Genomic DNA, 21,415 nt, shown 5'->3' with positions numbered 1-21,415 from the left:
ATTTCACCATTTACCTGGAGCAGACAAGATGCCGTGGCTGGATATAACGTCAAAAGGTTCTTTCTGGTTTCTCGTATTTAATTTTGTACTGATCATTCCATCTGCCTATGCGATCAACCCGCCGAATATCCTGTTGATCGTTTCAGAAGACAATGGCCCTGAACTGGGCTGCTATGGCGATCCGTATGCACAGACGCCGCATCTGGATCAACTGGCCGCGGAAGGGGTGCGGTTCGAAAATGCGTTCGTCCCCTACTCCGTCTGTTCGCCGTCGCGGGCCTGTTTTCTGACCGGAAAGTATCCGCACCAGAATGGTCAGATTGGGCTGGCGACCCACAAATTCGCGATGTATCAAAAAAAGACACCCAATTTTGTGACGCTGCTCAAACAGCAGGGATATTTGACCGGATTGATTGGCAAACTGCACGTGAATCCGGAATCCGCTTTTCCCTTTGATTATCGTGCCATTCCCGGCGCGAATTTCAATCGTCGTCAGCCGGTAACAGCTTATGCAGACAAAGCGGGGGAATTCTTTAAACAGGCACAGAAACAACAATGGTTTTTATCGGTGAACTTCCCCGACGCGCATCTACCGTTCCTGAAACAGGCGAATGGCAGACCAGCCCAGCCGCTCTCCGCAGATGATGTCAAGCCGATGCCCTGGGTGGGCGTCGATACGCCCCGGCTGCGGGAACAGGTCGCCAATTATTACAACTGCCTGGCGCGACTCGACATCGGCGTCGGGCTGCTGCTGGAAAAACTAAAGCAGACGGGAGCGGCTGAGAATACGCTCGTCATTTACATCGGCGATCATGGCGCTCAGTTCCCCCGGGGCAAAGGGAGCGTCTATGAAGGGGGCCTGCGTGTTCCACTGATAGTTCGCTGGCCGGGTGTCGCGGAGCCGGGACTGGTCCGCACCGAACTGGCTTCCACGGTGGATCTGTTACCGACCTCCCTGACGGCTGCTGGTATGTCGAGCCCCCAGGACCTGCCAGGGCGGGATCTGAAACCTTTGTTGACTGCTGGTCCTGCGAAAGACTGGCGGGAGTATATCTTCGGCTTTACCACCGGTTCCTTTCCACGGAACTGCTATATCCAGCATTCGTTGCGGGACGCACGTTATAAGCTGATCTCCAATCCGCGTCCCGGCACTGAAAACCTGATCGCAGACAGTTATCTGGATGAATCGCATCCCCACTTTGTCATCTCCGGGGCGACTGCCGCCGACCAGAAAACGATTTCACCCCGTACGAAAGCGGCTTTTGCGCGCTGGTCGACGCCACCTCGATACGAACTGTATGACCTGCAGCAGGATCCGTACGAATGGAACAATCTGGCCGACGATCCCGACTATGCTGAAACGAAGCAACGTCTGATCGACGCCTTAACAGCGCTCCAGCGACAGACGCGGGATCCGTTTCTCGCCCCCGAGAACGTCGAGGCTTTCGTCAAAGAACAACTGGCCCACCGGGATATGCGTTACCGCAAACAGAAGCAGTTCCGCTGGTCTTATCTCGATACTTTCGCAGACTGGCGTTCAGCCCGGTAGAACGATACTTCATACAAAGGACGCAGTGAGACTGCTCCAGGAAACTCAAAATCCATGTTGCCTTTTAACTTCAATGCCCTGTTCTGCGTCATTGGCGGACTTGCGGGCCTGTTTATCACTCTGAAATTCAGCGACAGTCGGATACTGATACTGGCTGTGGCGATCGCATCCACGATGCTGATCGATCTCATCATGCGTGTTACTAACGACGAAGTGCAGGACCCGATACTCAATCCCGAGGCGGGAGGTTATATCAGAATCCCCGGACTCGGACCGATGTCATTTATCCCCATCTGGATTATCTGCATCGCCCTGCTGCTACTGGCCAGCCTGGCGTATTTTGAAATTGTCTGAATTGATTCAGGATACTCGTCACCATATCTCAGGAAAGCCGTCCATGGCTCTCACGCTGCAACCACTGGCCCACCCCGATCAACTGGATCTGCTGGCAGAAGAAGCCCGCAGACAGGGGTATCGCATGCTGGATCGACTGCAGCAGGAATGGCGGGAAGGCACTAATCGTTTTGACCGGGAAGGTGAATGTGTGCTGATCGCGGTAGGGGAAGATCGCATCGTCGGTGTCTGCGGTCTGAATCGGGATCCGTACTGCTCCCTCAATGATGTCGGACGGGTACGACGGTTGTATGTCGCTTACGAGGTAAGACGTCGAGGAGTCGGCCGGTTGCTGGTGGAAGCGATTCAGCAACGTTGTCCCGGTGTGTTCCAGCAATTGCGGTTACGCACAAATTCTTCTGCAGCGAGTACCTTCTACGAGGCACTCGGCTTTCGACCGGTGGAAGACGAGCCTGATTGCACTCATGTGTGGAATGTTTCCGCCTGAATCTCGAATTCACAAACAATTCCCTCCCCGCTGAATTCCTACTGGATTTCTGACCACGCCTGATCTACGATGGAGCGAAGTCAATCGACTCTTATCCGGTGCAGAATTCTATTGCGCCGGTTCATATTCAAATGCGACCTCTCTTCTCTGCGACTCGAAGAATCAGGAGGTGTTTTAGATGGCGTTCCCTGCAGGCTATCGTCTTGGCTTCAACGTACCCCGATATGGATTCGGGCTTCTCGTCACACTGCTTCTTTTCGCGGGCAGTGTTGGCTGTTCCGATCCTCAGCCTCCCAGTTCGTCAGTTGCAGAGAACTCCACGGAAGCGTCCGAGACGACACAGGCGGAAACCGATCCCCTGATACCACAGACAGAACAGTCGACGCCTGTTGCTCCAGCAGAACCAACGACATCCACCCCTCCTGAAAACATGCCGGTCAAACGACTGGAGCCTGATAAAGTGGAGCCACCGTCGTCAGCTCCCGCGTCGACCGCTGCTGCAAGCACTGAACGTCGCCAGGCTACGCCGCTGAATGCCCCCTTCAATGAATCGACGGCGAAGCAGGGACAAGCTGACTGGTCAGCCTCGCTGAATCGAGAACCACAGATCACCAACAGTATCGGCATGCAGTTGACTCTGATTCCCCCCGGTGAATTCACGATGGGCTCTCCCACCACGGAAGCAGAGCGTCAGGATTTTGAAACTCCGCACCGAGTGACATTAACCAGACCGTTTTACCTTGGTACCTATGAAGTCACACAGGCTGAGTACCAGACCATCATGGGTGAGAACCCGAGCGGGTTCAGTGCCAGCGGGAAAGGGAAAGACAAAGTCGCCGGTAAAAAGACAGATCGTTTCCCGGTGGAATTCACGAACTGGGAGAATGCACAGAGATTCTGCCGAAAGCTGTCTGACCGCGAAGGCAAGACCTATCGACTGCCGACCGAAGCAGAGTGGGAATACGCCTGTCGGGCCGGTACGACCAGCGCGTTCCATTATGGCATTTTCGATAACGGTCAGTCCGCTAACACACATGGAGGAGTTCCTTACGGAACCAACACGAAAGGACCGGCGCTGGGTCGTACCACAGAAGTTGGATCCTATCCCCCCAATGCCTTCGGTCTGCATGACATGCACGGGAATGTCTTTGAATGGTGCGCAGACTGGTTTGTGCCCCAGCTTTACCAACAACGGGCGGGAAAGGTGACCGTCGATCCCCTGGTTTCGACACGGACTCCTGCCGCGAAAACCCGTGTCTTGAGAGGTGGTTCGTGGACCAAAGGTAAAGGAATCCACGCCCGGGCGGCACTCCGGCGCGGGAATCTGCCTGACTGGAAAGGACAGAACATCGGTTTTCGGGTCGTGCAGGAGATCTCAGGCGAACCCAGATCTGCTCCCGTTGTGCAGGCTGAACCGATGACTGCAGATCCAAAGCCGTCTGACACAAAAGAGAAACCGGTCGTCGCAACGATCCGCGATCCTCGGGCAGGCGACCTGGTTTATATCCAGCCGGGCAAGTTTCTGATGGGGAGCCTGGAATCAGAGCCCGGTTCCTGGCCCATGGAACGTCCACAACATGAAGTCGAAATCAAACAGGGTTTTTACATCGGTAAGTACGAAGTAACCCACCAGCAGTTCTCTAATTTTGTAGCGAAAACGAAATACAAGACCGACGCCGAAAAGAGCGAAAAGGGAGGCGGAGGTTATATCAAAGAGCAGAAAGCAATTGTGAACTGGAATCCGCGCTTCTCCTGGAAAGATCCCGGTTTTCCACAGCAGAGTAATTCCCCTGCGGTCAATATTTCCTGGAACGATGCCGTCGCGTTTTGCGACTGGCTGACCGAACAGGATGGCAAATACCGCTTCCGCCTGCCAACCGAAGCGGAATGGGAGTATTGTGGCCGGGCCGGCACGAAAGCCGCATTCGCCTGGGGCGACCAACAGGAGTCAATGGTGGGGAACGAAAACGCTTCCGATCAGTCCCTGGCCAGAATGTTGAGTGATAAGTCCTTTCATAAAAGCCGTTGCGGGAAGTGGGATGACGGAATTCCTTTTACTGCCCCCGTCGGTTCGTTCAAAGCCAATCCGTTCGGTCTGTACGACATGCAAGGCAATGTGAGCGAATGGTGCAGCGACGTCTACCTGGATAACAGCTATCAGCTGCCACCAGATCAGATTCCTGCGACAGGCAAAAAACGAGTGCTGCGCGGTGGTGCGTTTGATTATCTGCCCATAGACAGTCGTGTCGCTCGCCGACTCGGCGACTGGGCCAATGAAACCCGCTGTGATCGTGGTTTTCGAGTCGTGCGGGAGCTGTCACCCCAGCCCGGCAAAACCGAACTCGCAGAAGCTCCACAGAACCCTGCCCCTGTTGAGCCGCAACCTGCGACTCAGAACTTTGACAGGCCGGTGATCAGATTTGGTCGCCTGGCGACACCGGAGCCGGTGACTTCGTTTACGGTCTCTGAGGATAACAAATTCCTGATCTGCTCTCACCAGGGAGCCAATCAGGTTTCAATCTGGGATGCGCAGACGTTGCTCCCCATCAAGATCCTGAGCACGCCTTCGCCGCGTTCGGTCCTCAGTCGAGGTCCGTTACTGATGGTGGCTAATGACGGAAAGGGAACGGTCAGTGTCTTCTCCAGCAAAGACCAATGGGCGCAGACCAATCAACTGGTTGTCGAAAAGCCGCACATCGTTTACCTGAGTGCGCCCCAGGGTCGGCATTTCCAGAATGAAATTCTGGTCACCTGTCATGGTGAAGGCCCCAAAGCTTCTTACAGCGACTGTCATGTTTATCATCTCGATCTCAAAACTGATAAAGACCGACACCTGATGAAAGCGGCCCTGGCCACCTGTAACTTCGATGGTAAATATGTCATCACGCAGGGTTCGTTTAATCTCAGTCCGTCCGGAGGGATCTCTGCCTTTGCCTGGGAGGATTTTGTCTCCGACCGTCCCGCTCAACCGCTCTATCAGGGGGGAATCTCTCAGACTCCCTACGTCTATCAGGTCTGGCCCGGCTCATTCTGGATTGGGAATAATATTGTCTTTGGAGGAGTACCTCTGGTCAGCGTCAAAAATAAACTGGACCATCTGGTGGTTGCAGACCGGAACAGTAAATTGTTGTATGTCCTCACCCCTGATGAGGTGAAAGTCTATCCGGTAACGGCTGTGATGCAAGAAGTGAAGGATCGGAAAGCCGATTTTCCCCTGCAGGAATTCAGCCACATTTACCATCGCATCTATCGGATTCGCGACTATCTGCTGGATCACCCGATCGCTTTTACAGAGAATCAGGAGACTCATCTGTTTGTTCTCGACATGAGTAAGAACCAGATGCTGGTAGCGAAAACCCCCGCATTTGATATTCCTGAAGAGGCCCTGGCTCCCGGTCTGGTTACCGCAACACCGAATCCCGTAAATCCTGCTCCCGGCTCCTCTGCCCCGGCAGCAAAAAACACTGCACCGAATCCGCTGAAGTTTCCGGCTCTGGTTGCCGAAGGAGAATCGTTTTCGCACCAGCTCCCCGCGCTACCAGAGATCAGTTATGAATTGATGAATCCACCACAGGGAGTGAACCTGACTGAAAAGAATATCGTGACCTGGAAACCCGGTTCGAAACAGGTTGGTAAACAGGAACTCAAAATCAAGGTCACACAGGGGGACAAGGTCTCCTTTGAGCGGGTGGAAGTCGAAGTCGTCGCCCGCGATCTGGTCAAAATGTATGGGGGGCTCGCTAAGTTGCAAAACTTCCCCCGCTTATCCCTCGATCCAGAACCTGCGAAGCTGATCCCGACGCCGGATTATCAGTCGCTTCTGGTTCTACAGGGGAAGAAAGTCCATCGAATGACCGGCGATGGCATCAAGGATGTTCAAACCCATGAGATGCCCGAACGCTATGAGTTTATTGGCGAGCGGGACGGAACTTTCCTGGCTCTCGATCAGGGGCGATTTCAACTGGATCTGATCGATCAGAAGAGCGGCCGCGTTAAAAAAAGCATTCCCCTGGACAAAGCCGGCGTGCCGGTGCTGGAGATGACCGATCTGGCAGTCCACCCAAAGCTGGACATCAGCTATGTTGCGATCAAAACAGGTATGGAAGTTCCCCGCTACCGGGTACTGGTGGTCAATGAAAGCACTTCCCGGGTGATTGCGCCGGATGAACTTCTGGGAACTTGGGTCTGCGTCGATCCGTCTGGGAAAATGCTATATACCGGCTACCGGGATCTCTACCGAAATGGTACGAAGTTTCACATCAACCCCGGCTGGCGTCTGCTGGAAGTGCCCCAGTATGGTAATCTGGATTTTCTGATCAGCTTCAAACTGCGGAGAGGAATGCCGGTGATCTATCAGTATATTGACAACGCGGGAGGCAATGGGAATGGCATTCGCCTTTCCCCCGACGGAAATCGGATCACGTATCTCTCGAATGGCGGCTTTCCCTCACTTTCACGCAACCTGGCGGGTTGGAATGCGAAGCAGCTCAAACAGAATCCGGTGGCTTACGAAACCAAAGGCCGCGGCGTCTGTACGCAGCTGGCATTCCACCCCACTTTAAAAATGGTTGCGGTGCCCGGTGGAAATTCAGCCGTGCTGTTTGACCGTGAGACCGGCAAAGTTCTCGAGGATAAGCTGCTGCTGCTGGACCGGGGACTGGGTGATGTGAAAGTCGCCGACCTGGCTTTCTCACCCGACGGAAAATCGCTGCTGTTCCATTGCCAGAATCCGTTCCAGGGAAATTATCTGAGAGCGGTGCCTCTCAAATTGACGCCCACAGAGTTGAGGCAGGTGGGACGCAAAATCATTGTTGCTGAGGAAAAACCGCGACCAGTCCCCACGGTCAAGCAGTCAGAACTGCAGGCACTGAAGCTGGATCCTAAACCGAATAAACAGACGCCGCGGCAGATCGCTGAGCAATTTAATCCGACAGTGGTGCTGATCAAGTCTGAAACCGGTTCGGGCACCGGCTTTGTTGTGGGGAGCGAAGGCTATATCCTGACCTGTGCCCATGCCGCCCCGGAGGATGAGAAGCTGATAGTCGAGTATCAGGCTGGAAAAGGCCCTGTTAAATCAGTGGAAGCGACAATCCTTCTGTGGGATGAAGATCAGGACCTGGCGCTACTCAAGTTGAAGGAAAAAGTCGATCTGCCGACGGTCATTTTGAGCTCCCGTACGTCCTATGATTCGGGCGAACAGCTGACTGTGATTGGGAATCCGGGACTGGGAGAGACCATCCTCTCGCAGACACTGACCACGGGCGTCATCAGCAATCCGAAGCGGATGCTCCGCGATCAGCCGCTGATTCAGATTTCTGCCGCGGTGAACCCGGGCAACAGTGGAGGTCCGGTGTTTGATGACCGGGGCCAGGTGATCGGCCTGGTGATCTTAAAAGGGGACATCGAAGCAGCCGGGTTCGCGGTTCCGTCCACAGTACTCCGCAAGTTCCTGATGTCCGTCACGAACGGGAAACCAGAGGCAGGTAACAGGTAGCGACTGCAGAGAGAACAGCTTTCGCTCTCTAAAACCACGAGTCGTCTCTGAATATTTTCGTAATATCATTTATCAGAACAGAACGTCGCGTCCCCCGACGACTGCTCTTCTCTTTGCTGAGAACCCGCTATAATAGACGTTAGACTATCAATGACTCACCGACTGCAGGCGGGAGCCCGTTTCGATGGCTGAGAAGTATCATATTGAATGTGACTGCGGGAAGCGGGCTCGCGTCGCGCTGCATGAAGCTGGCACTGACAAGCGTTGTGAGGCCTGCCAAAAGACAGTCAGAGTTCCTGATACAATTACCCTGCAGCAGTCGGCGGGAGACAATTACCCACTCCTGCGACCGCTGCAGAAGATACTGATGACGTTCCGAAAAGAAGAGCCTCCGTTTGACGGTCTCTGTCATCATTGCGAAAGTAGAGAAGCCGACATTCTGATTCCCGTCAAACTGAATATCCTCATCGAACGCCATATGAAGAACGATGGGGGGATTCGCCCGACAATCACCGGTGACATCGCCCTCGTCGCTTCTGCTGCGGAGGAATTCCGGAAAGAAGTCTGGTTTCCATTGCTACTCTGCAACGAATGCCGAGAGCAGTATGTCGAAGACCGGGAACGGCAGCGTCGCAAACGCCGCTGGGAATTATGGGGACTGTTCTCACTTCTGGGAGCATTCCTGGTGTTTGCTTATTTCTTCGCAGTGATTATTGCGTTGTTTTCGTTTTTCTTCTGGCTACTACTGGCCTTTGGCTGGGCCTCCCAGTTTCGCGATCGTAAAAAATGGATGCCTGGCAACTCCCGTGGCTGGAAGAAATCCGCTGGTTCCCAGAAGCGCTGGCCATGGAAGATGAATATAACCTGGAGACCGGTAAACCGCTCGACCTGCATAAAATCAGACAGATTATTAATGACTCAGAAGATCTGGACGATGAGTTGACTCCCCTGCAATGGTGGATGCAGCAATTTAAACCCGGCTATTTTGAGTTTCCCTGAACAATAAGGAATGAACAACAGGATCGACATGTGAAAGGATGGTGAAGTGATGCAAAGCGATGAACAGGAAATTCGTGATCTGGTCAGCACCTGGCTGGAAGCAACAAAAGCAGGCGACACCGAGAAGGTACTGGAACTGATGGCCGAGGATGTCGTATTCCTCGTCCCGGGTGAACCTCCCATGGTAGGGAAAGCGCCCTACAAAGAAGCGGCGCAGCCCCACCCCGAACAGCCGGTTCCGGAGATTGAAGGTGTCAGCGAAATTCAGGAGATCAAAGTCCTGGGCGACTGGGCCTACATGTGGACTGAGATGGCCGTCAAAGTGACTCCACCAAGCGGACATCCCATCAAGCGGGTCGGCCACACACTGTCCATTCTGCACAAAGAGAATGGCAAATGGGTGATCGCCCGCGACGCCAACATGCTGGTACCAGTTACAGATTGAAGTCGTTGATTTTCAGTCTGTGATTTTTTTCAGGTTGAAGGCAGTTTCGGTTTGACTGGCTTGCTGCTGCCGGCAGCTTCGACCGGATACTGTGCCTGATGAGATTGCAGACTGTCGATCAGGGACTGCATCATCTGCTTGAGCTTCTGTGGATTCGATTCTGCCAGGTTGTGTTGTTCGAACGGATCCTTTGCCAGATTATACAGCTGGTAGTGAGAACCCTCCGATTGTTTGGAGGGGAAATAGTGGTAGATCACCTTCCAGTCGCCGTCCCTGTAAACCGTAAAGTAGTCACTGCGATGAGGTGCATGGGGGTAGTTCATCAGGAACGTTTCCGGACGAGAATGATCCTGCTCGCCCAACAGCAGCTGATTGAGGGGCATTCCATCCATGACATAACCTTTGGGCGGCAGGGTATGCGTCAGATCCAGAATCGTGGGAAACAGATCATAGACGGCAGCCACCTGGTCCTGAATCATATTTGCGGGAATGGGGAGCTGCTTCTGATTGGCATTTTCCGGATTCGGTTTGGCCCAGGCCGCGATGAAAGGCACCCGCATGCCCCCTTCATAGTGAGCCCCCTTCTTGCCCCGCAAAGGCGCTGCACAGGCAACTTCGTGTTGATGCCCCAGAGGTGCATCGGAACCGTTGTCCCCCAGAAAAAAGATGATTGTATTCTCCGCGACTCCCAGTTCATTGAGCTGCTGCATGATGTCGCCCAGGGATTTGTCCATGCCTTCAATCAACGTGGCAAACGCCTGTGCATTCTTTGGTTTGCCTGAATCCTTGTAATGGTCTGCAAAGCGGGGATCGGAATCAAAGGGGGCATGCACGGCGTAATGCGCCATGTAGAGGAAGAACGGCTTCTTCTGCTTGACCGTTTCTGCCAGTGCCGCGTTCGCTTCCAGCGTGAGTGCTTCGGTCAGGAAGGTATCGGTGCCATGATATTTATCCAGACCGGGAACGGCGTGATGTGCCCGGCGGGTCCCCAGTCCGTATTTCTTCTCAGCATAATAACTGCCCGGTGCCCCGAACGAGGCGCCGGCAATATTGACGTTGAATCCCAGATTCAGCGGTTCCGCTCCGGGGAAGTTGTCAGCGCCAAAATGGCCTTTGCCGACATGAATCGTCTTATAGCCTGACTTCTGCAGCAAGCGTGGCAGCGTGACGTCTTCCTTTTTGAGACCTTCCCAGTTCCAGTCCGGCGGTCCCTGGGGCCCCGCATTATTCTTACGGGGATTGATCCAATTCGTCGCATGATGCCGGGCTGCGTTCTGGCCGGTCAGAATGGAAATCCGGGTCGGCGAGCAGACACTCATCGCGTAAAAGTTATTGAAACGAATCCCCTGCTTTGCCAGGCGTTCCATGTTGGGCGTGATGTAATAATCGTTGAGTGGGTACCGTTTGGGGTTCCCCTCGGCGTCGGTCAGAAAGGGAACCGAAGTATCCATGATTCCCATATCGTCCACGAGAAAAACGACAATGTTCGGCGGTTGCGTCGCATTCAGATTTGCTGCTTTGAGCGTGGAAACCGAACTGAGAACAATACAGCAGAGAACAGCGAATAGAAACCGGCGCAAAAATACTGAATACATCGGAGATGACTTCCTTCCTGAAAGAGCGCTGCGTGAAGACCAACGGCAAACTGACGGAATTTGCATTCGATTCACTATAACAGGCCAGCCCCGATCCTGTCTAATGATCCCCATCCGGAACTGCAGCACTACGGTTCCCCCCCAGCATTTTAAAATCGACATCACTGCTGGCTACTGAAAGCGGGAGACATGCGTCAAATCATCATTTCCTTGAAAATTCAAATTGACAACCATATTCTACTCCAGTAAATTGATATTAGTAAATGACCATCCAGACAAGGAGAGACGGATGAACGCCAGCCAATTGGGTCGGGTCCAGCTGCAGATCATGCAGGTCCTTTGGGATCGAGGCCGCGTCAATGCGCGTGAGATTACAGACGCCCTCAACCAGCATTCAAACATTGCTCACAGTACGGTTCAGACACTGTTGCGTCAGCTGGAGGCCAAACAAGCTGTAGCCCACGACGTCGAGGATCGTACGTTTGTGTTTTACCCGCTGATCAAGGAAGACAAAGTCACGCGGGAGGCTACGCGTGGACTGATCAATGATATTTTCGATGGTTCCGCAGCCGGACTGGTTGCCTATCTGCTGGAGAACGAAAAAATCCCCAAATCGGAATTGCAACAGCTGCGGAAGCTGATCAACGACGAGTAATCACGGAGCATTCACTACGGGCAGGAGGACGAGTCATGATTAAGACCACGGTCGCTTATTTTGCTGTGCTGGTGCTCCTGCAGTCCACTCTGCTGATAATGACCGGTTATCTGGCCATGCGGTTCTGTGGTCGACAGAAGCCGGTTGTTCAGTCTGTGATCCTGTGTGTCACTCTGCTGGCGATACTCGTCTGCCCGCTGGCATCCCTGGCTGCCCATCATCTGGGTGCGACCAGCTATGCCCTGCTTCCTGCCTGGGAGATCAATGATGTCGCTGTCACAGACAGCACTCCCGCTACTGAAGTCTCGAGTCCGCGACCAACTGAAACTGGGGACAGTAAGGGGTTTCCTGAGTTACAGGCTCCATTAGAGCCAATTCATTTACCGCAAGATTCCGTTATGACCGGGAAAGTTCCTGCAGCAGGAGATATCTCCTCCATCGCTGCAGATAACGCGACGGTGTCGACAATAGTGATCGAGAACCAGCCAACGGAATTCAGTCTCAAAGCTCTGATCGCCTGGAGCATTACGCTGATCTGGTTATCCGGCACTTTCGTACTATTGACGAAACTGCTACGGGCGTATTGGGGAATGACGCGTGTTGTCAGAAACAGCCTTCCCGCCGAAGCGCCACTGCAAAACCTCTGTCGGGAGACAGCGGAACGTCTGGGACAACGTCCCCCCAAGGTTCGCCTCTCTCCCGCAGTTCATGCTCCCTGTCTGACAGGTATCAGGAAACCACTGATTCTGCTGCCGGTACAGAAGGACCTGTCGGACGCTGTGCTGCGGGACATTTTTCTGCACGAACTGGCGCACCTGGCACGACGGGACTGCCTGTATTTTCTGCTGGCCCGTCTGGCAACTGCGGTTCTGTTTTTTCAACCGCTGGTCTGGTGGCTTTCGCGACGACTGGAACAGCTGGCGGATGATATCTGTGACGACTATGTAATCCATTACGGCTCCGGGCGGAAGCATTACGCGAATACGCTCGTCGATTTTGCAGAACGGCTGCCGGCCTCTCCAATGACGCCCCAAACGGGGCTGGCTATAGTTTCACAGCGCTCCGCGTTGAGCCGTCGCGTGCTGCGAATTCTGGATTCGACCCGCGTACTGACGCTCCGCCTGCCGATGAAATGGGTGGCCCTGATTCTGCTGCTGGGGGTCTCAGCAACCACGAGTGCCGCCCTGCTCGTAAACGCCCGGGCAGAAGGATCTGTAGAAAAAGAAGATGCTCGGCCACAGACGGACGATGTTCTGGCGGCAGCGATGAAATCACAACCCGCAAAACAAAAGCAGGAGAACGAGAACACGGGATTACACTTGCGGGGGAATGTCGTCAGTCCGGCGGGACAACCGGTTCCGCATGCATCGATTGGTTATGTCAGTACCGGCTGGGATCAACGCCAGCGAATCAGGCTGGCCACCACCGATGCACGGGGGATTTTCAATATCATGATACCCACCACAGATCCACGCTACGCTGCACTCCACAATGACAGTATGCTGGTCGCCCTGGCCAACGGTTATGGCCCGGTAATTGAAAGTGTCTATCAATTCGATGCTACTGGGGAAATGCGCAAATCAGTGTTGAAAAAAATTGACAACTTTCAGTACTCCCCTGAACAGAGAAATCAGATCCGGCAACGAGTTCTCAATGCCAAATCCACCTTTCAGCTGGTGGCAGATGACACTCCCCTCACGGGCCGCGTCGTGAATATTGAAGGGCAGCCGGTACCTGGCGCCAAAGTTGAAGTTGTCCGGTTGAAATATTCGGAATCAGGAAAACTTGACGAGTGGGAACAGGCAACTCAGAAGGCTGGGATCGACCATTTTCATTTAATGCCTCTGCTGACGGGATCCCTGGGGAATGATGTGGGTGGTGCGACGCTGGAATATCTTCCGACCGTCATCACAGATCAAGACGGCCGATTCACTTTCCAGGGCCTGGGAGATGAGCGGCTCGTCAGGCTGCTGATTTCCGGTCCGGGAATTGCCGCCAGCGAAGTCTATGCCCGTACCCGCCCAGGGAATCGTATTGAAGTCCCCAAATCGGTCAGTGGATATTCCAAGGAGAACATCGTCTATCATCCATGTGATTTTACACACATCGCCGGACCATCAGTGCCTGTAACAGGAGTCGTTCGCGATGCGAAAACAGGCCAGCCCCTGTCGGGAGTCAAATTAAGAAGTTACCACCTGACAGGCCGCCGCGTGATACACCAAAGCGAAGGCCTGACCCATACGGTCACCGACGACCAAGGACGCTATCGCCTGGAAGGACTTCCGCTCGGGAATAACGAAATCATCTTTCTGCCTCCGCCGGATCAGCCTTACCTGCTCTACCAGTTCAAAACGGAGCTGAAAGCCGGGAGTCCGGCCTTCCAACGAGATGTGGGACTGGTTCGGGGAGTCTGGGCAGAAGGCCGTGCGTTTGATAAAGCCATAGGAGAACCGGTGCGCGGCGGACGCATCGACTATGCTCCACTAAAGGGGAATCCCTTCGCCGAACTGATCAAAGAGTCTTTTGGGCTACTCCCCAATTATTTCCGTCTGAAGGAGGATGGCACCTATCGGATTCCCGTGCTGCCGGGACCCGGAGTCATCGCGGTCCTCGCTGACGATTTCAGGAAGTACCAGCGCGGCAGAGGCGCTGTGAACCTGATTGATACGACCCAGGGAATCAACGTGTTGAAAACGACACCTTCAGCGTTGGTTGCATTTAACTACCATTTTCTGGCTGAAGTCAATCCGGCAGAAGATGCCGAATCTGTCCAGGTCGACTTGCCGTTTGACGCGGGTCGCACCCTCAAAATCAAAGTGGTGCAGCAGAATGGCCAGCCGGTTTCGTTCGGTAAGTATACCGGCATGTTGGAAGACTTCCCCACCTGGTATCGCTTCACTGACGGTCAACTGGAAATCAGGGGCTTTCGGCCTGACCGCCCCCGTAGGGTACAGGTCTTTGACCCCAAAAGCGGGCAGGTCAGCTTTTATGTCATCGATGAGAAAGATCCCCGGGATTTAAAAATCACACTCGAACCCGGGGCGGAAGTCACGGGTCGACTTGTCGATGAATTCGGAAAACCGAAAGCCAATTTCATGTTCTCTGACGTTTACGAAAGCCCCGCAGAGACTCCGAACTTTGCTTTACTGCCCCCGAATCCCGAGCAGACATCAGGAGGATCGGCGAAACATCAAACTGATACAAACGGACGTTTTCGGATCAAGGGTCTGGTTCCCGGGAAAAAATACCGCGTCTATGCCCGCGAACTTCGTCAGAACAGCACTGCGATCCACCTGGGTGATCTTACTGGTGAAAAGCCGCTCCAGCCGGGTGAGGTGCGCGACCTGGGAGACATCTCAATCAAACGGGCATCCAAAACAGAGTGATTCAAACGCCTTCTCTACCGATCTGTGGATCAGCATCCAGTTCGTCTTTGTCAGCTAGGGCAATTTACCTGACTAACTTTTCTTCCATGCCGTCTTGACACCTGGGACAGTCTGTCCTACCCTTGCCTGCGACATAACGTCCCAGGTCTAGTAAAAGGAAGCATTGAGCATGGTCAAGACGCCCCGTGATGTGACGGAAGCGGAACTGAGCGTACTGCAGGTCCTCTGGCAACAGGGACCTGCGACGATTCGCGTCATTACAGAGCACCTCGAACCCGACCGGGTTGACGCGTATTACTCCACCGTCAAAAAACTGCTCGAACGCCTGGAAACAAAGGGCTTCGTCAAACGGGAACCGGCGGGCATCGCCTTTGTGTATGAAGCCTGTATCGCGCGTGACGATCTGGTGGGGCGACGCCTGCAGGAGGTGGCGGAGACGTTGTGCGAAGGTTCGCTGACGCCGCTGCTCACACAACTGGCGCAACACACGGATCTGAACCGGAAGCAGCAGAAAGTGCTGATGGATCTGATCGACGAACTTGCCAAAAAGAATTCAAAACCATAAGGAGATGGTCATGGATCTGCTCTGGAAACTGCTGATCAGTAACGCGGCGATCGCCGGCGGTCTGTTTATGCTCGTGCTCTTGTTCCGCCGATGGATCAAAAACCCGGCACTGCTGCACATGCTGCTGCTACTTGTGCTGATCAAACTGATCACCCCGCCCGTCTGGCAGCCCCGGATCACCTTGCTTTCACCAGGCACCGGTGCGAGCGTCTCACCGGTCGAAACAGCACCGGCGACAGATGGCACTGGTCTGCTTGCTGAAAACGAGTCCAACGCCAACACAGAACTGAATGCTTTTAATTCTCTGCGAAAGCGAATGCAAGAGACCAGCAAAGGATCGTCTCCTGCTACGATTACTGAAACGAGGTCCGAGACCTCAACTGCTGAGACTTCAATAGAGATCCCAGTCAGCAAGCCAGCCTGGTATCTGAGACTGGCTGCCACTTTCACAGCCCGCGGATGGACCTGGACATCATTCTTATTTCTGATCTGGACTCTCGGGACAGTGATCTGCTGCTTCATTGCAGCGCTTCGTATCTTTCGTTTCCAACGACTGCTGAAGCTCGCACGGCCTGCTTCAGCAGCACTGCAGCAACGGGCCGGGGCACTGGGCACGCGTATCGGCCTGGAGTCGGCCCCACAGGTTGTATTGCTTCCGGGCGCGATCTCTCCCCTGCTCTGGGCGTTCTGTTGCAAAGCACGGATTATCCTGCCGGAACGGCTGCTTGCAGAGCTGGATGAAGCAGAACGAGACACACTGCTGCTACATGAGCTGGCGCATTACCGTCGCGGCGATCACTGGGTGCGTCTGATCGAACTTGCCACCACGGCGCTATACTGGTGGTATCCGGTCGTGTGGTGGGTGCGTCGAGAAATCCGTCTGACCGAAGAGGCGTGTTGTGATGCCTGGGTTACCCAGACAGAACCCGACAAACGGCGGGCGTATGCAGAGGTGCTCGTCAAAGCGACCGGCTTCGTTTCCCAGGCGCAACGCATTCCCGTCGCCACCGGCATAGGATCAGCGCGGATTCTGGAGCAGCGTCTGACGTCGATTATGTGTGACACATTGCAGCATACGATTTCGCGGCGGGGAAAATTCCTGCTGGCTACAATCGCTCTGCTGTTATTATCGCTGGCTCCCCTGCCGGGTACTTCGCAGGCGGAGACCAAAGTAGCAGAGAAACCGGACCAGTTGCCGAGCGTGGAAGAAATCCTGGACGGTTACCGGGACAATATTCAACGGTTGCTGCCGATGGAAATGACGTACCAGGTGCTGATTAAAGAGAACATGAACTGTATCAACAATGATCGCCAGAGGGTGAAAGAAGCGGAATTGATTTCAACACTGAAACATACCGACCTCAAAACGGAAGACGGAAAAGTTGTCTACAATGCTGAGCAGTTTGCAATCGTTGTCGGTTCCACTTTAAGAGACGCCGAGTTCCTTAAAAGTAATTTAACAGCGAATCAGGTCAAGTCCCGGCTGGCGGGTTGGGTTTCGGAACGGAGTTTTTTCTGGTCGGATGGCAAATCGTTTCAACGCCGCTGGCCGAATAATTTAAAGGACTCCGAACTGGATCTAACGCCTCGAAAATTAACTCAGGTTGCGCTCCCACATTATTTTAAATCTATCGATGTCTTATCCGCCATCAAAGGGGCAACGCCACCCTATCGCGTGTGGTTCGGTACTTCTTCCAGCTTTCCCCAGGGACAGGGACGCATTACAGATAACTTCAATCGTGTCATCTCACACAAAACCAGAGCCCCACTGGCTGTTTCCCAGTTCCAGTGGGATGAAAAACAGGACTGGCAAAACCTGGATTATTTCATGACTCGATCAGCAGACCAGTACAAAATCATTGGCTGGAAAAAACATGAGGGATGTCGCACCATTGTCCTGGATGGCTGCTTTACGCCTATCCATGAGCAGACCGGGCTACGCAACCGTTATCGTATCTGGGTGGATCCTGAGCGAGGCTTTTTGCCTCTGCGTATGGAAATGACCGACGTGAATGCCCAAGGGCAGGCGGTGCGAGAGGTCTATCGCCACCTGGAAGTCGAGCAGATCGACCAGTTCGCAGACAGCTACTACCCGGTCAAGATCCATTTCCAGAATTACACCGTCGACAGCCCCGGCATTCAGAAGCAGAATGAGAAAATCAGGGAGGAAAAACTGGACCCCCAATCGCTGGCACCTCTGCCCTTAGTTCCTGGACGCAGAGAAATCTGGACTGTCACCAGTTTCACGGCAAATAAACCGATGGAGCAGGATGAGCTTGCCTGGGAATTTCCACAAGGCGCTGTTTACACAAACGATCTGGATGGAAATAAATATGTGGCGGGACGACCGAAACAGCTACCCCTGCCTGCATCACCACCGCCGGCGTTGCCCCCTGGCACACCAGCACCTCCTCTGCAGGTGAAATCCTGGCTGGATGGCAATTCACAGTCTCTGGAAGCGCTGCGTGGCAAAGTCGTCTTCCTATTGTTCATCGACGGAATTCAGGAAACAGATTACTCCCAGATTCCTGCAGACATGGAAAAGCCGCTGGCACAAATGCGTAAATTTATGAAAGCATTCCATTCAAAGTATTCAAAGAAAGGGGTTGTGTTCCTGGAAGTCCATCCACCGGGTACGGAGGCTGATAAGATCCGTGCATTCCATCAGTTCCGTCAATTTGAGACGCCTGCCGCCATTGATCTGGCCAGTCAAAACGGAGGTAAGACGAACATCCTCTATGACGGCGCCAATCTAGATTTGAATTTCCTGGTGATTGGTCGGGATGGCCATATCGCCTCCACCCAGCAGTCTCTGGAGAACGAACAGGGAGAACTCTATTTTTACTATGTTGCAAATAAACTCTCCATCCCTATTCATGATGACGAAAATATTTCTGAAGAAGAAACAATGAATAATGGAATGCGGATCATGGAATACATAGTAAGCGAGCAACTGGATAAAGCGCTCGCAATTGAGAAAGAGTGAAGCAAACCAGCCTGCTTCACTCAACCGGTTTTGTAACCGGTTTATCCGCTGTCCGAGCCAGTTGCTGGTCCAGCATCTCCCGCAGCAACGGCACAAAGAATCGTACTATATGTTTCTCCACTCATGGTGACTTCGCGTTAAGAGACCGCAGTTTCTGCCGCACCAGTTTCGACTGTTCGTCATTCAGAATTTCCCAGCAGGCCAGGCCGTTGCCGACGAGGTTGAAATCGTCGAATTGCCAGACGATCTTGCGGTTCTCGTCGAGTTCCAGGATCTGTGGATTCTCGGGGCCGGCGTGGCAGTTGCCGATGACCAGATTGCCGTTGTCGAGTTCCTGCAGACAGGTGGTCCACTGGAGGGCCACATCCGTGCCCGGCACACGTTCTTTGACTTCCCAGATGGTCCGTTTGTCGGGGGTAACTTCGCGGACGCTGTGACCGCTGCCCGAGGCGATCAGTGTGTTCCCGTTCTTAAGACGCAGGGCGCCGTAGACGCGGGTGCCGATCGGATATTCCCAGACAATGTTTCCGTCACGATTATATTCCAACACGACGCCCGGCTGTTCCGAACAGACCAGGTAGGTTCCCGCGGGAGTGACTCGCATCAGCCGCGTGGATTGTGTGCCCCCTTTCTTCAAGGGGAACTGATGCACGAGCTTGCCGTCGCGATCGACTTCGATAATCCGTCCGACACCACTTTCGACGATCACCGTATTGCCGTTGGGCAGGCGTTTGAAAGCATGCACATCCACCCGCTTCCCGGCGTTGCCGTTGCTGCTGGCTGAATCGTAGGTCCAGACGATTTCTTTATCGAGATTGATCTCTTTGAGCCCGGTCCAGCTGTCATGAAACAGGATGTTGCCGTTGGGGAGCAGCTGCACATCGTGATGGCCGGCGTGCCCCTTGGCAGGCCCCTCGGTTTTGTACGACCAGAGGACTTTACCTTTTGCATCGCAGATCGCGAGAAGATCTTTCTGATAGGAAGCGCTCACCAGAACCAGTCGTTCCGCGGAAGCGACTGTGGCGATCATAAGTGTGCAGAGAAGGACGAAGAACTGTGCGGCGCGTTTCATGTTCCTGTTATTCCTGATTAACGTATAGAAGTGAGCTCTTTAACCGACAGGCTGAAAGACATCCTTCTCATCATATCAATGAAGACAGGTCTCTGAAACTGAATTCAGTTTTCGTCAAGAATCACCCCTGATCCCAGCGTTCGATGACGAAGCTGTCGTTGATTTCTTCAATGCGGGACTGCAGGGCCAGCACGCGTTCGTGGGGCAGCGTGTGTGTCAGCATGTTGAAGGCGGATTCCGGACTGGGATTGTGAAAGTATTCTTCGGCAGTCCGCCGGGGCATCATCGTGTCCAGCGGGAAATCACTGGATCGGACAAATGCGAGCAGACAGCAGATCAATTGATCGTCGTTGAGGTCAAACTGCTCAGACCCCAGATGGGGCTCCAGTCGGTACTCCAGCAGGCAGTTCCAGACAATGTGCTGCATTTCTGATTCTGGATGAAACAGATCGACCAGATACGCGGGCAGGAATTTCAGGAACCCTGCATAAGACATTGATAGAGGCGCTTCGTGATAGCGCGAGATTAATGCGTGATCCACCTGATCCCAGGTTTTGTGAGCATAGTCCCGGAGGATAGCATCGCCTTCAGCACCGGACGTACGAAGCAGGTCGGTGCCATCGACATGGGTCAGATATTGTTTCGGTGGAAAGACTTCGCGGATCAGTCGGATCACCGTCTGATCGTAATTCCGTCGCCAGTCCTGATTCTGTAAAAGCATCATCTGCTTGATCCTTTATGCGACCAGCGTCTTGAAACACATCTCAGGCGTCTGATTCCATTATACGCCAAACTACACATCTAGCTCTATTTATCTCCTGCAGACGAAATGCTTGCAATCCCAGTTTTTTTTCATAATGCCGGTAGTTACGAGGAGGGGTTCCCCGTTGATGGTTAATGAAGGGACCTTTCGCTCAGGCCCGGAAAACATACATTTCATAACCTTATATATATTTCATATTTAGAGTTCAGAATTCTTTCTGATCGATTCCATCCTCCAACTGATTCTGTCAGGCAGCCTCCATGGAGCACCTGTGAAGGGCACTGATTAAAACGCGTTTCAACAGTATCGGGCCAGCTGTTTTTTATTTCGACACTTTGAGTCCGATAAGGGGGAACCTGCTTATGCGAAACCTCAGTACATTTCTCACTTTGTTTGCGTTGCTGCTGTTTGCCAGCGACGCCTTTGCCCAGCGGGGCGGAGGTGGTCGTGGTGGCGGCGGTCCGCGAGGCGGTGGTGGCGGGATGCAGATGGGTCAGGGAGGCGGCCAGTGCCAGAGAGGTGGCGGCGGAGCTTCCGGCGGTGGAAGTCAGATGCAGATGATGATGAGAGGAGGCAACCTTACGACAGACCAGTCTGCGACGGATGCGGTCGAGGTGGTCACCCAGATGTTGATGTCGATGGATCGGAACAGGGATGGCATGATTTCAGCCAATGAAGTACCCGCGCCATTACAGAGCCGTTTAAATGGTGCTGATGCAAACGGTGACGGAGTTTTAAACCGACAGGAACAACTGGCTGTGATTGACCGGGCCAAAATTCTCAGCGGCCGCCCCAATGCAACGGGACTCGGTCTGAATGATACGATCTTTCGACAACTCGATCGCAACCGGGACCAGATCATCAGTCGCAACGAAGTCCCTCCTTCACTGCAGCGGATGTTCCGTGCTCTGGACTCAAATCAGGATGGAGCCCTCGACTCTGAGGAGCAGACTGCCATTCTGGCCAAAGTTCAGACTCGCTTAAATCCAGGAGCGCAACGTAAGAAGGATCCAGCCTTGTAAGTTAATCTCAGCTGTGTAAACAGCAAATGTGCCGGGAATCAAT

Annotated in this window: 14 protein-coding genes; 11 read left to right on the top strand and 3 right to left on the bottom strand. The window is 53.6% G+C overall.

All coding sequences use genetic code 11. The features are described from left to right. Positions 1 to 28: 28 nt before the first annotated feature. The 6 genes from F1728_RS27350 (at position 29) to F1728_RS27325 (ending at position 9,328) form a co-directional block, all read left to right on the top strand. Entirely contained in the window at positions 29 to 1,549 is a 1,521-nt protein-coding gene (locus tag F1728_RS27350) for a sulfatase family protein (RefSeq protein ID WP_155366697.1), read from the top strand. 54 nt (positions 1,550 to 1,603) lie between these two features. Then, the gene (locus F1728_RS27345) at positions 1,604 to 1,903 is read left to right on the top strand and encodes a hypothetical protein (protein ID WP_155366696.1); all 300 of its coding nucleotides are present in this window, start codon (positions 1,604 to 1,606) and stop codon (positions 1,901 to 1,903) included. 43 nt (positions 1,904 to 1,946) lie between these two features. After that, positions 1,947 to 2,390: a GNAT family N-acetyltransferase gene (locus F1728_RS27340; RefSeq protein WP_155366695.1), complete on the top strand. Its 444-nt coding sequence runs from the start codon at positions 1,947 to 1,949 to the stop codon at positions 2,388 to 2,390. Positions 2,391 to 2,568: 178 nt separating this feature from the next. Then, entirely contained in the window at positions 2,569 to 7,884 is a 5,316-nt protein-coding gene (locus F1728_RS27335; protein ID WP_155366694.1) for an SUMF1/EgtB/PvdO family nonheme iron enzyme, read from the top strand. A gap of 184 nt (positions 7,885 to 8,068) precedes the next feature. Further along, the gene (locus tag F1728_RS27330; protein ID WP_155366693.1) at positions 8,069 to 8,827 is read left to right on the top strand and encodes a hypothetical protein; all 759 of its coding nucleotides are present in this window, start codon (positions 8,069 to 8,071) and stop codon (positions 8,825 to 8,827) included. Positions 8,828 to 8,932: 105 nt separating this feature from the next. Beyond that, positions 8,933 to 9,328 carry a YybH family protein gene (locus F1728_RS27325; protein WP_155366692.1) on the top strand — a complete coding sequence of 132 codons (396 nt, stop codon included), beginning with the start codon at positions 8,933 to 8,935 and terminating at the stop codon, positions 9,326 to 9,328. A gap of 29 nt (positions 9,329 to 9,357) precedes the next feature. Here the strand turns inward: F1728_RS27325 and F1728_RS27320 are convergent, their stop codons facing one another. Next, positions 9,358 to 10,923 carry a sulfatase gene (locus tag F1728_RS27320; RefSeq protein ID WP_155366691.1) on the bottom strand — a complete coding sequence of 522 codons (1,566 nt, stop codon included), beginning with the start codon at positions 10,921 to 10,923 and terminating at the stop codon, positions 9,358 to 9,360. Between the two features lie 289 nt (positions 10,924 to 11,212). Here F1728_RS27320 and F1728_RS27315 point away from each other — a divergent pair, with 289 nt between their 5' ends. The 4 genes from F1728_RS27315 to F1728_RS27300 all read left to right on the top strand — a co-directional run bounded on the left by F1728_RS27315 (position 11,213) and on the right by F1728_RS27300 (position 18,515). Continuing rightward, the gene (locus tag F1728_RS27315; protein ID WP_145441351.1) at positions 11,213 to 11,578 is read left to right on the top strand and encodes a BlaI/MecI/CopY family transcriptional regulator; all 366 of its coding nucleotides are present in this window, start codon (positions 11,213 to 11,215) and stop codon (positions 11,576 to 11,578) included. Positions 11,579 to 11,613: 35 nt separating this feature from the next. Then, on the top strand, positions 11,614 to 14,964 hold the full coding sequence (locus F1728_RS27310; protein ID WP_155366690.1) for a M56 family metallopeptidase: 3,351 nt from the start codon (positions 11,614 to 11,616) through the stop codon (positions 14,962 to 14,964). A gap of 169 nt (positions 14,965 to 15,133) precedes the next feature. Next, positions 15,134 to 15,529 carry a BlaI/MecI/CopY family transcriptional regulator gene (locus F1728_RS27305; protein WP_155366689.1) on the top strand — a complete coding sequence of 132 codons (396 nt, stop codon included), beginning with the start codon at positions 15,134 to 15,136 and terminating at the stop codon, positions 15,527 to 15,529. A gap of 10 nt (positions 15,530 to 15,539) precedes the next feature. Beyond that, positions 15,540 to 18,515: a M56 family metallopeptidase gene (locus F1728_RS27300; RefSeq protein WP_194242550.1), complete on the top strand. Its 2,976-nt coding sequence runs from the start codon at positions 15,540 to 15,542 to the stop codon at positions 18,513 to 18,515. A gap of 121 nt (positions 18,516 to 18,636) precedes the next feature. Here F1728_RS27300 and F1728_RS27295 read toward each other — a convergent pair whose 3' ends face one another. Continuing rightward, positions 18,637 to 19,587: a beta-propeller domain-containing protein gene (locus F1728_RS27295; RefSeq protein WP_155366687.1), complete on the bottom strand. Its 951-nt coding sequence runs from the start codon at positions 19,585 to 19,587 to the stop codon at positions 18,637 to 18,639. Between the two features lie 121 nt (positions 19,588 to 19,708). Then, on the bottom strand, positions 19,709 to 20,311 hold the full coding sequence (locus F1728_RS27290) for a hypothetical protein (RefSeq protein WP_155366686.1): 603 nt from the start codon (positions 20,309 to 20,311) through the stop codon (positions 19,709 to 19,711). A 401-nt stretch (positions 20,312 to 20,712) separates the two neighbouring features. On the opposite strand from F1728_RS27290, the gene F1728_RS32360 reads away from it, so the two are divergent. Then, a complete protein-coding gene (locus F1728_RS32360) occupies positions 20,713 to 21,372 on the top strand; it encodes an EF-hand domain-containing protein (protein ID WP_155366685.1) in 660 nt (219 codons plus the stop codon). Positions 21,373 to 21,415 lie beyond the last annotated feature (43 nt).

This window comes from Gimesia benthica, assembly GCF_009720525.1.
Lineage (GTDB): Bacteria > Planctomycetota > Planctomycetia > Planctomycetales > Planctomycetaceae > Gimesia > Gimesia benthica.
Note: the sequence above shows the minus strand (reverse complement) of the source record. Positions and strands in the feature narration are given on the sequence as shown.

Excerpts from the sequence above, each read along its gene's own strand:
- F1728_RS27340 (WP_155366695.1), top strand. The coding sequence starts at position 1,947 with ATGGCTCTCACGCTGCAACCACTGGCCCACCCCGATCAACTGGATCTG.
- F1728_RS27350 (WP_155366697.1), top strand. The coding sequence starts at position 29 with ATGCCGTGGCTGGATATAACGTCAAAAGGTTCTTTCTGGTTTCTCGTA.
- F1728_RS27310 (WP_155366690.1), top strand. The coding sequence starts at position 11,614 with ATGATTAAGACCACGGTCGCTTATTTTGCTGTGCTGGTGCTCCTGCAG.
- F1728_RS27320 (WP_155366691.1), bottom strand. The coding sequence starts at position 10,923 with ATGTATTCAGTATTTTTGCGCCGGTTTCTATTCGCTGTTCTCTGCTGT.
- F1728_RS27335 (WP_155366694.1), top strand. The coding sequence starts at position 2,569 with ATGGCGTTCCCTGCAGGCTATCGTCTTGGCTTCAACGTACCCCGATAT.
- F1728_RS32360 (WP_155366685.1), top strand. The coding sequence starts at position 20,713 with ATGCGAAACCTCAGTACATTTCTCACTTTGTTTGCGTTGCTGCTGTTT.
- F1728_RS27300 (WP_194242550.1), top strand. The coding sequence starts at position 15,540 with ATGGATCTGCTCTGGAAACTGCTGATCAGTAACGCGGCGATCGCCGGC.
- F1728_RS27290 (WP_155366686.1), bottom strand. The coding sequence starts at position 20,311 with ATGATGCTTTTACAGAATCAGGACTGGCGACGGAATTACGATCAGACG.
- F1728_RS27345 (WP_155366696.1), top strand. The coding sequence starts at position 1,604 with ATGTTGCCTTTTAACTTCAATGCCCTGTTCTGCGTCATTGGCGGACTT.
- F1728_RS27330 (WP_155366693.1), top strand. The coding sequence starts at position 8,069 with ATGGCTGAGAAGTATCATATTGAATGTGACTGCGGGAAGCGGGCTCGC.
- F1728_RS27325 (WP_155366692.1), top strand. The coding sequence starts at position 8,933 with ATGCAAAGCGATGAACAGGAAATTCGTGATCTGGTCAGCACCTGGCTG.
- F1728_RS27315 (WP_145441351.1), top strand. The coding sequence starts at position 11,213 with ATGAACGCCAGCCAATTGGGTCGGGTCCAGCTGCAGATCATGCAGGTC.
- F1728_RS27295 (WP_155366687.1), bottom strand. The coding sequence starts at position 19,587 with ATGAAACGCGCCGCACAGTTCTTCGTCCTTCTCTGCACACTTATGATC.
- F1728_RS27305 (WP_155366689.1), top strand. The coding sequence starts at position 15,134 with ATGGTCAAGACGCCCCGTGATGTGACGGAAGCGGAACTGAGCGTACTG.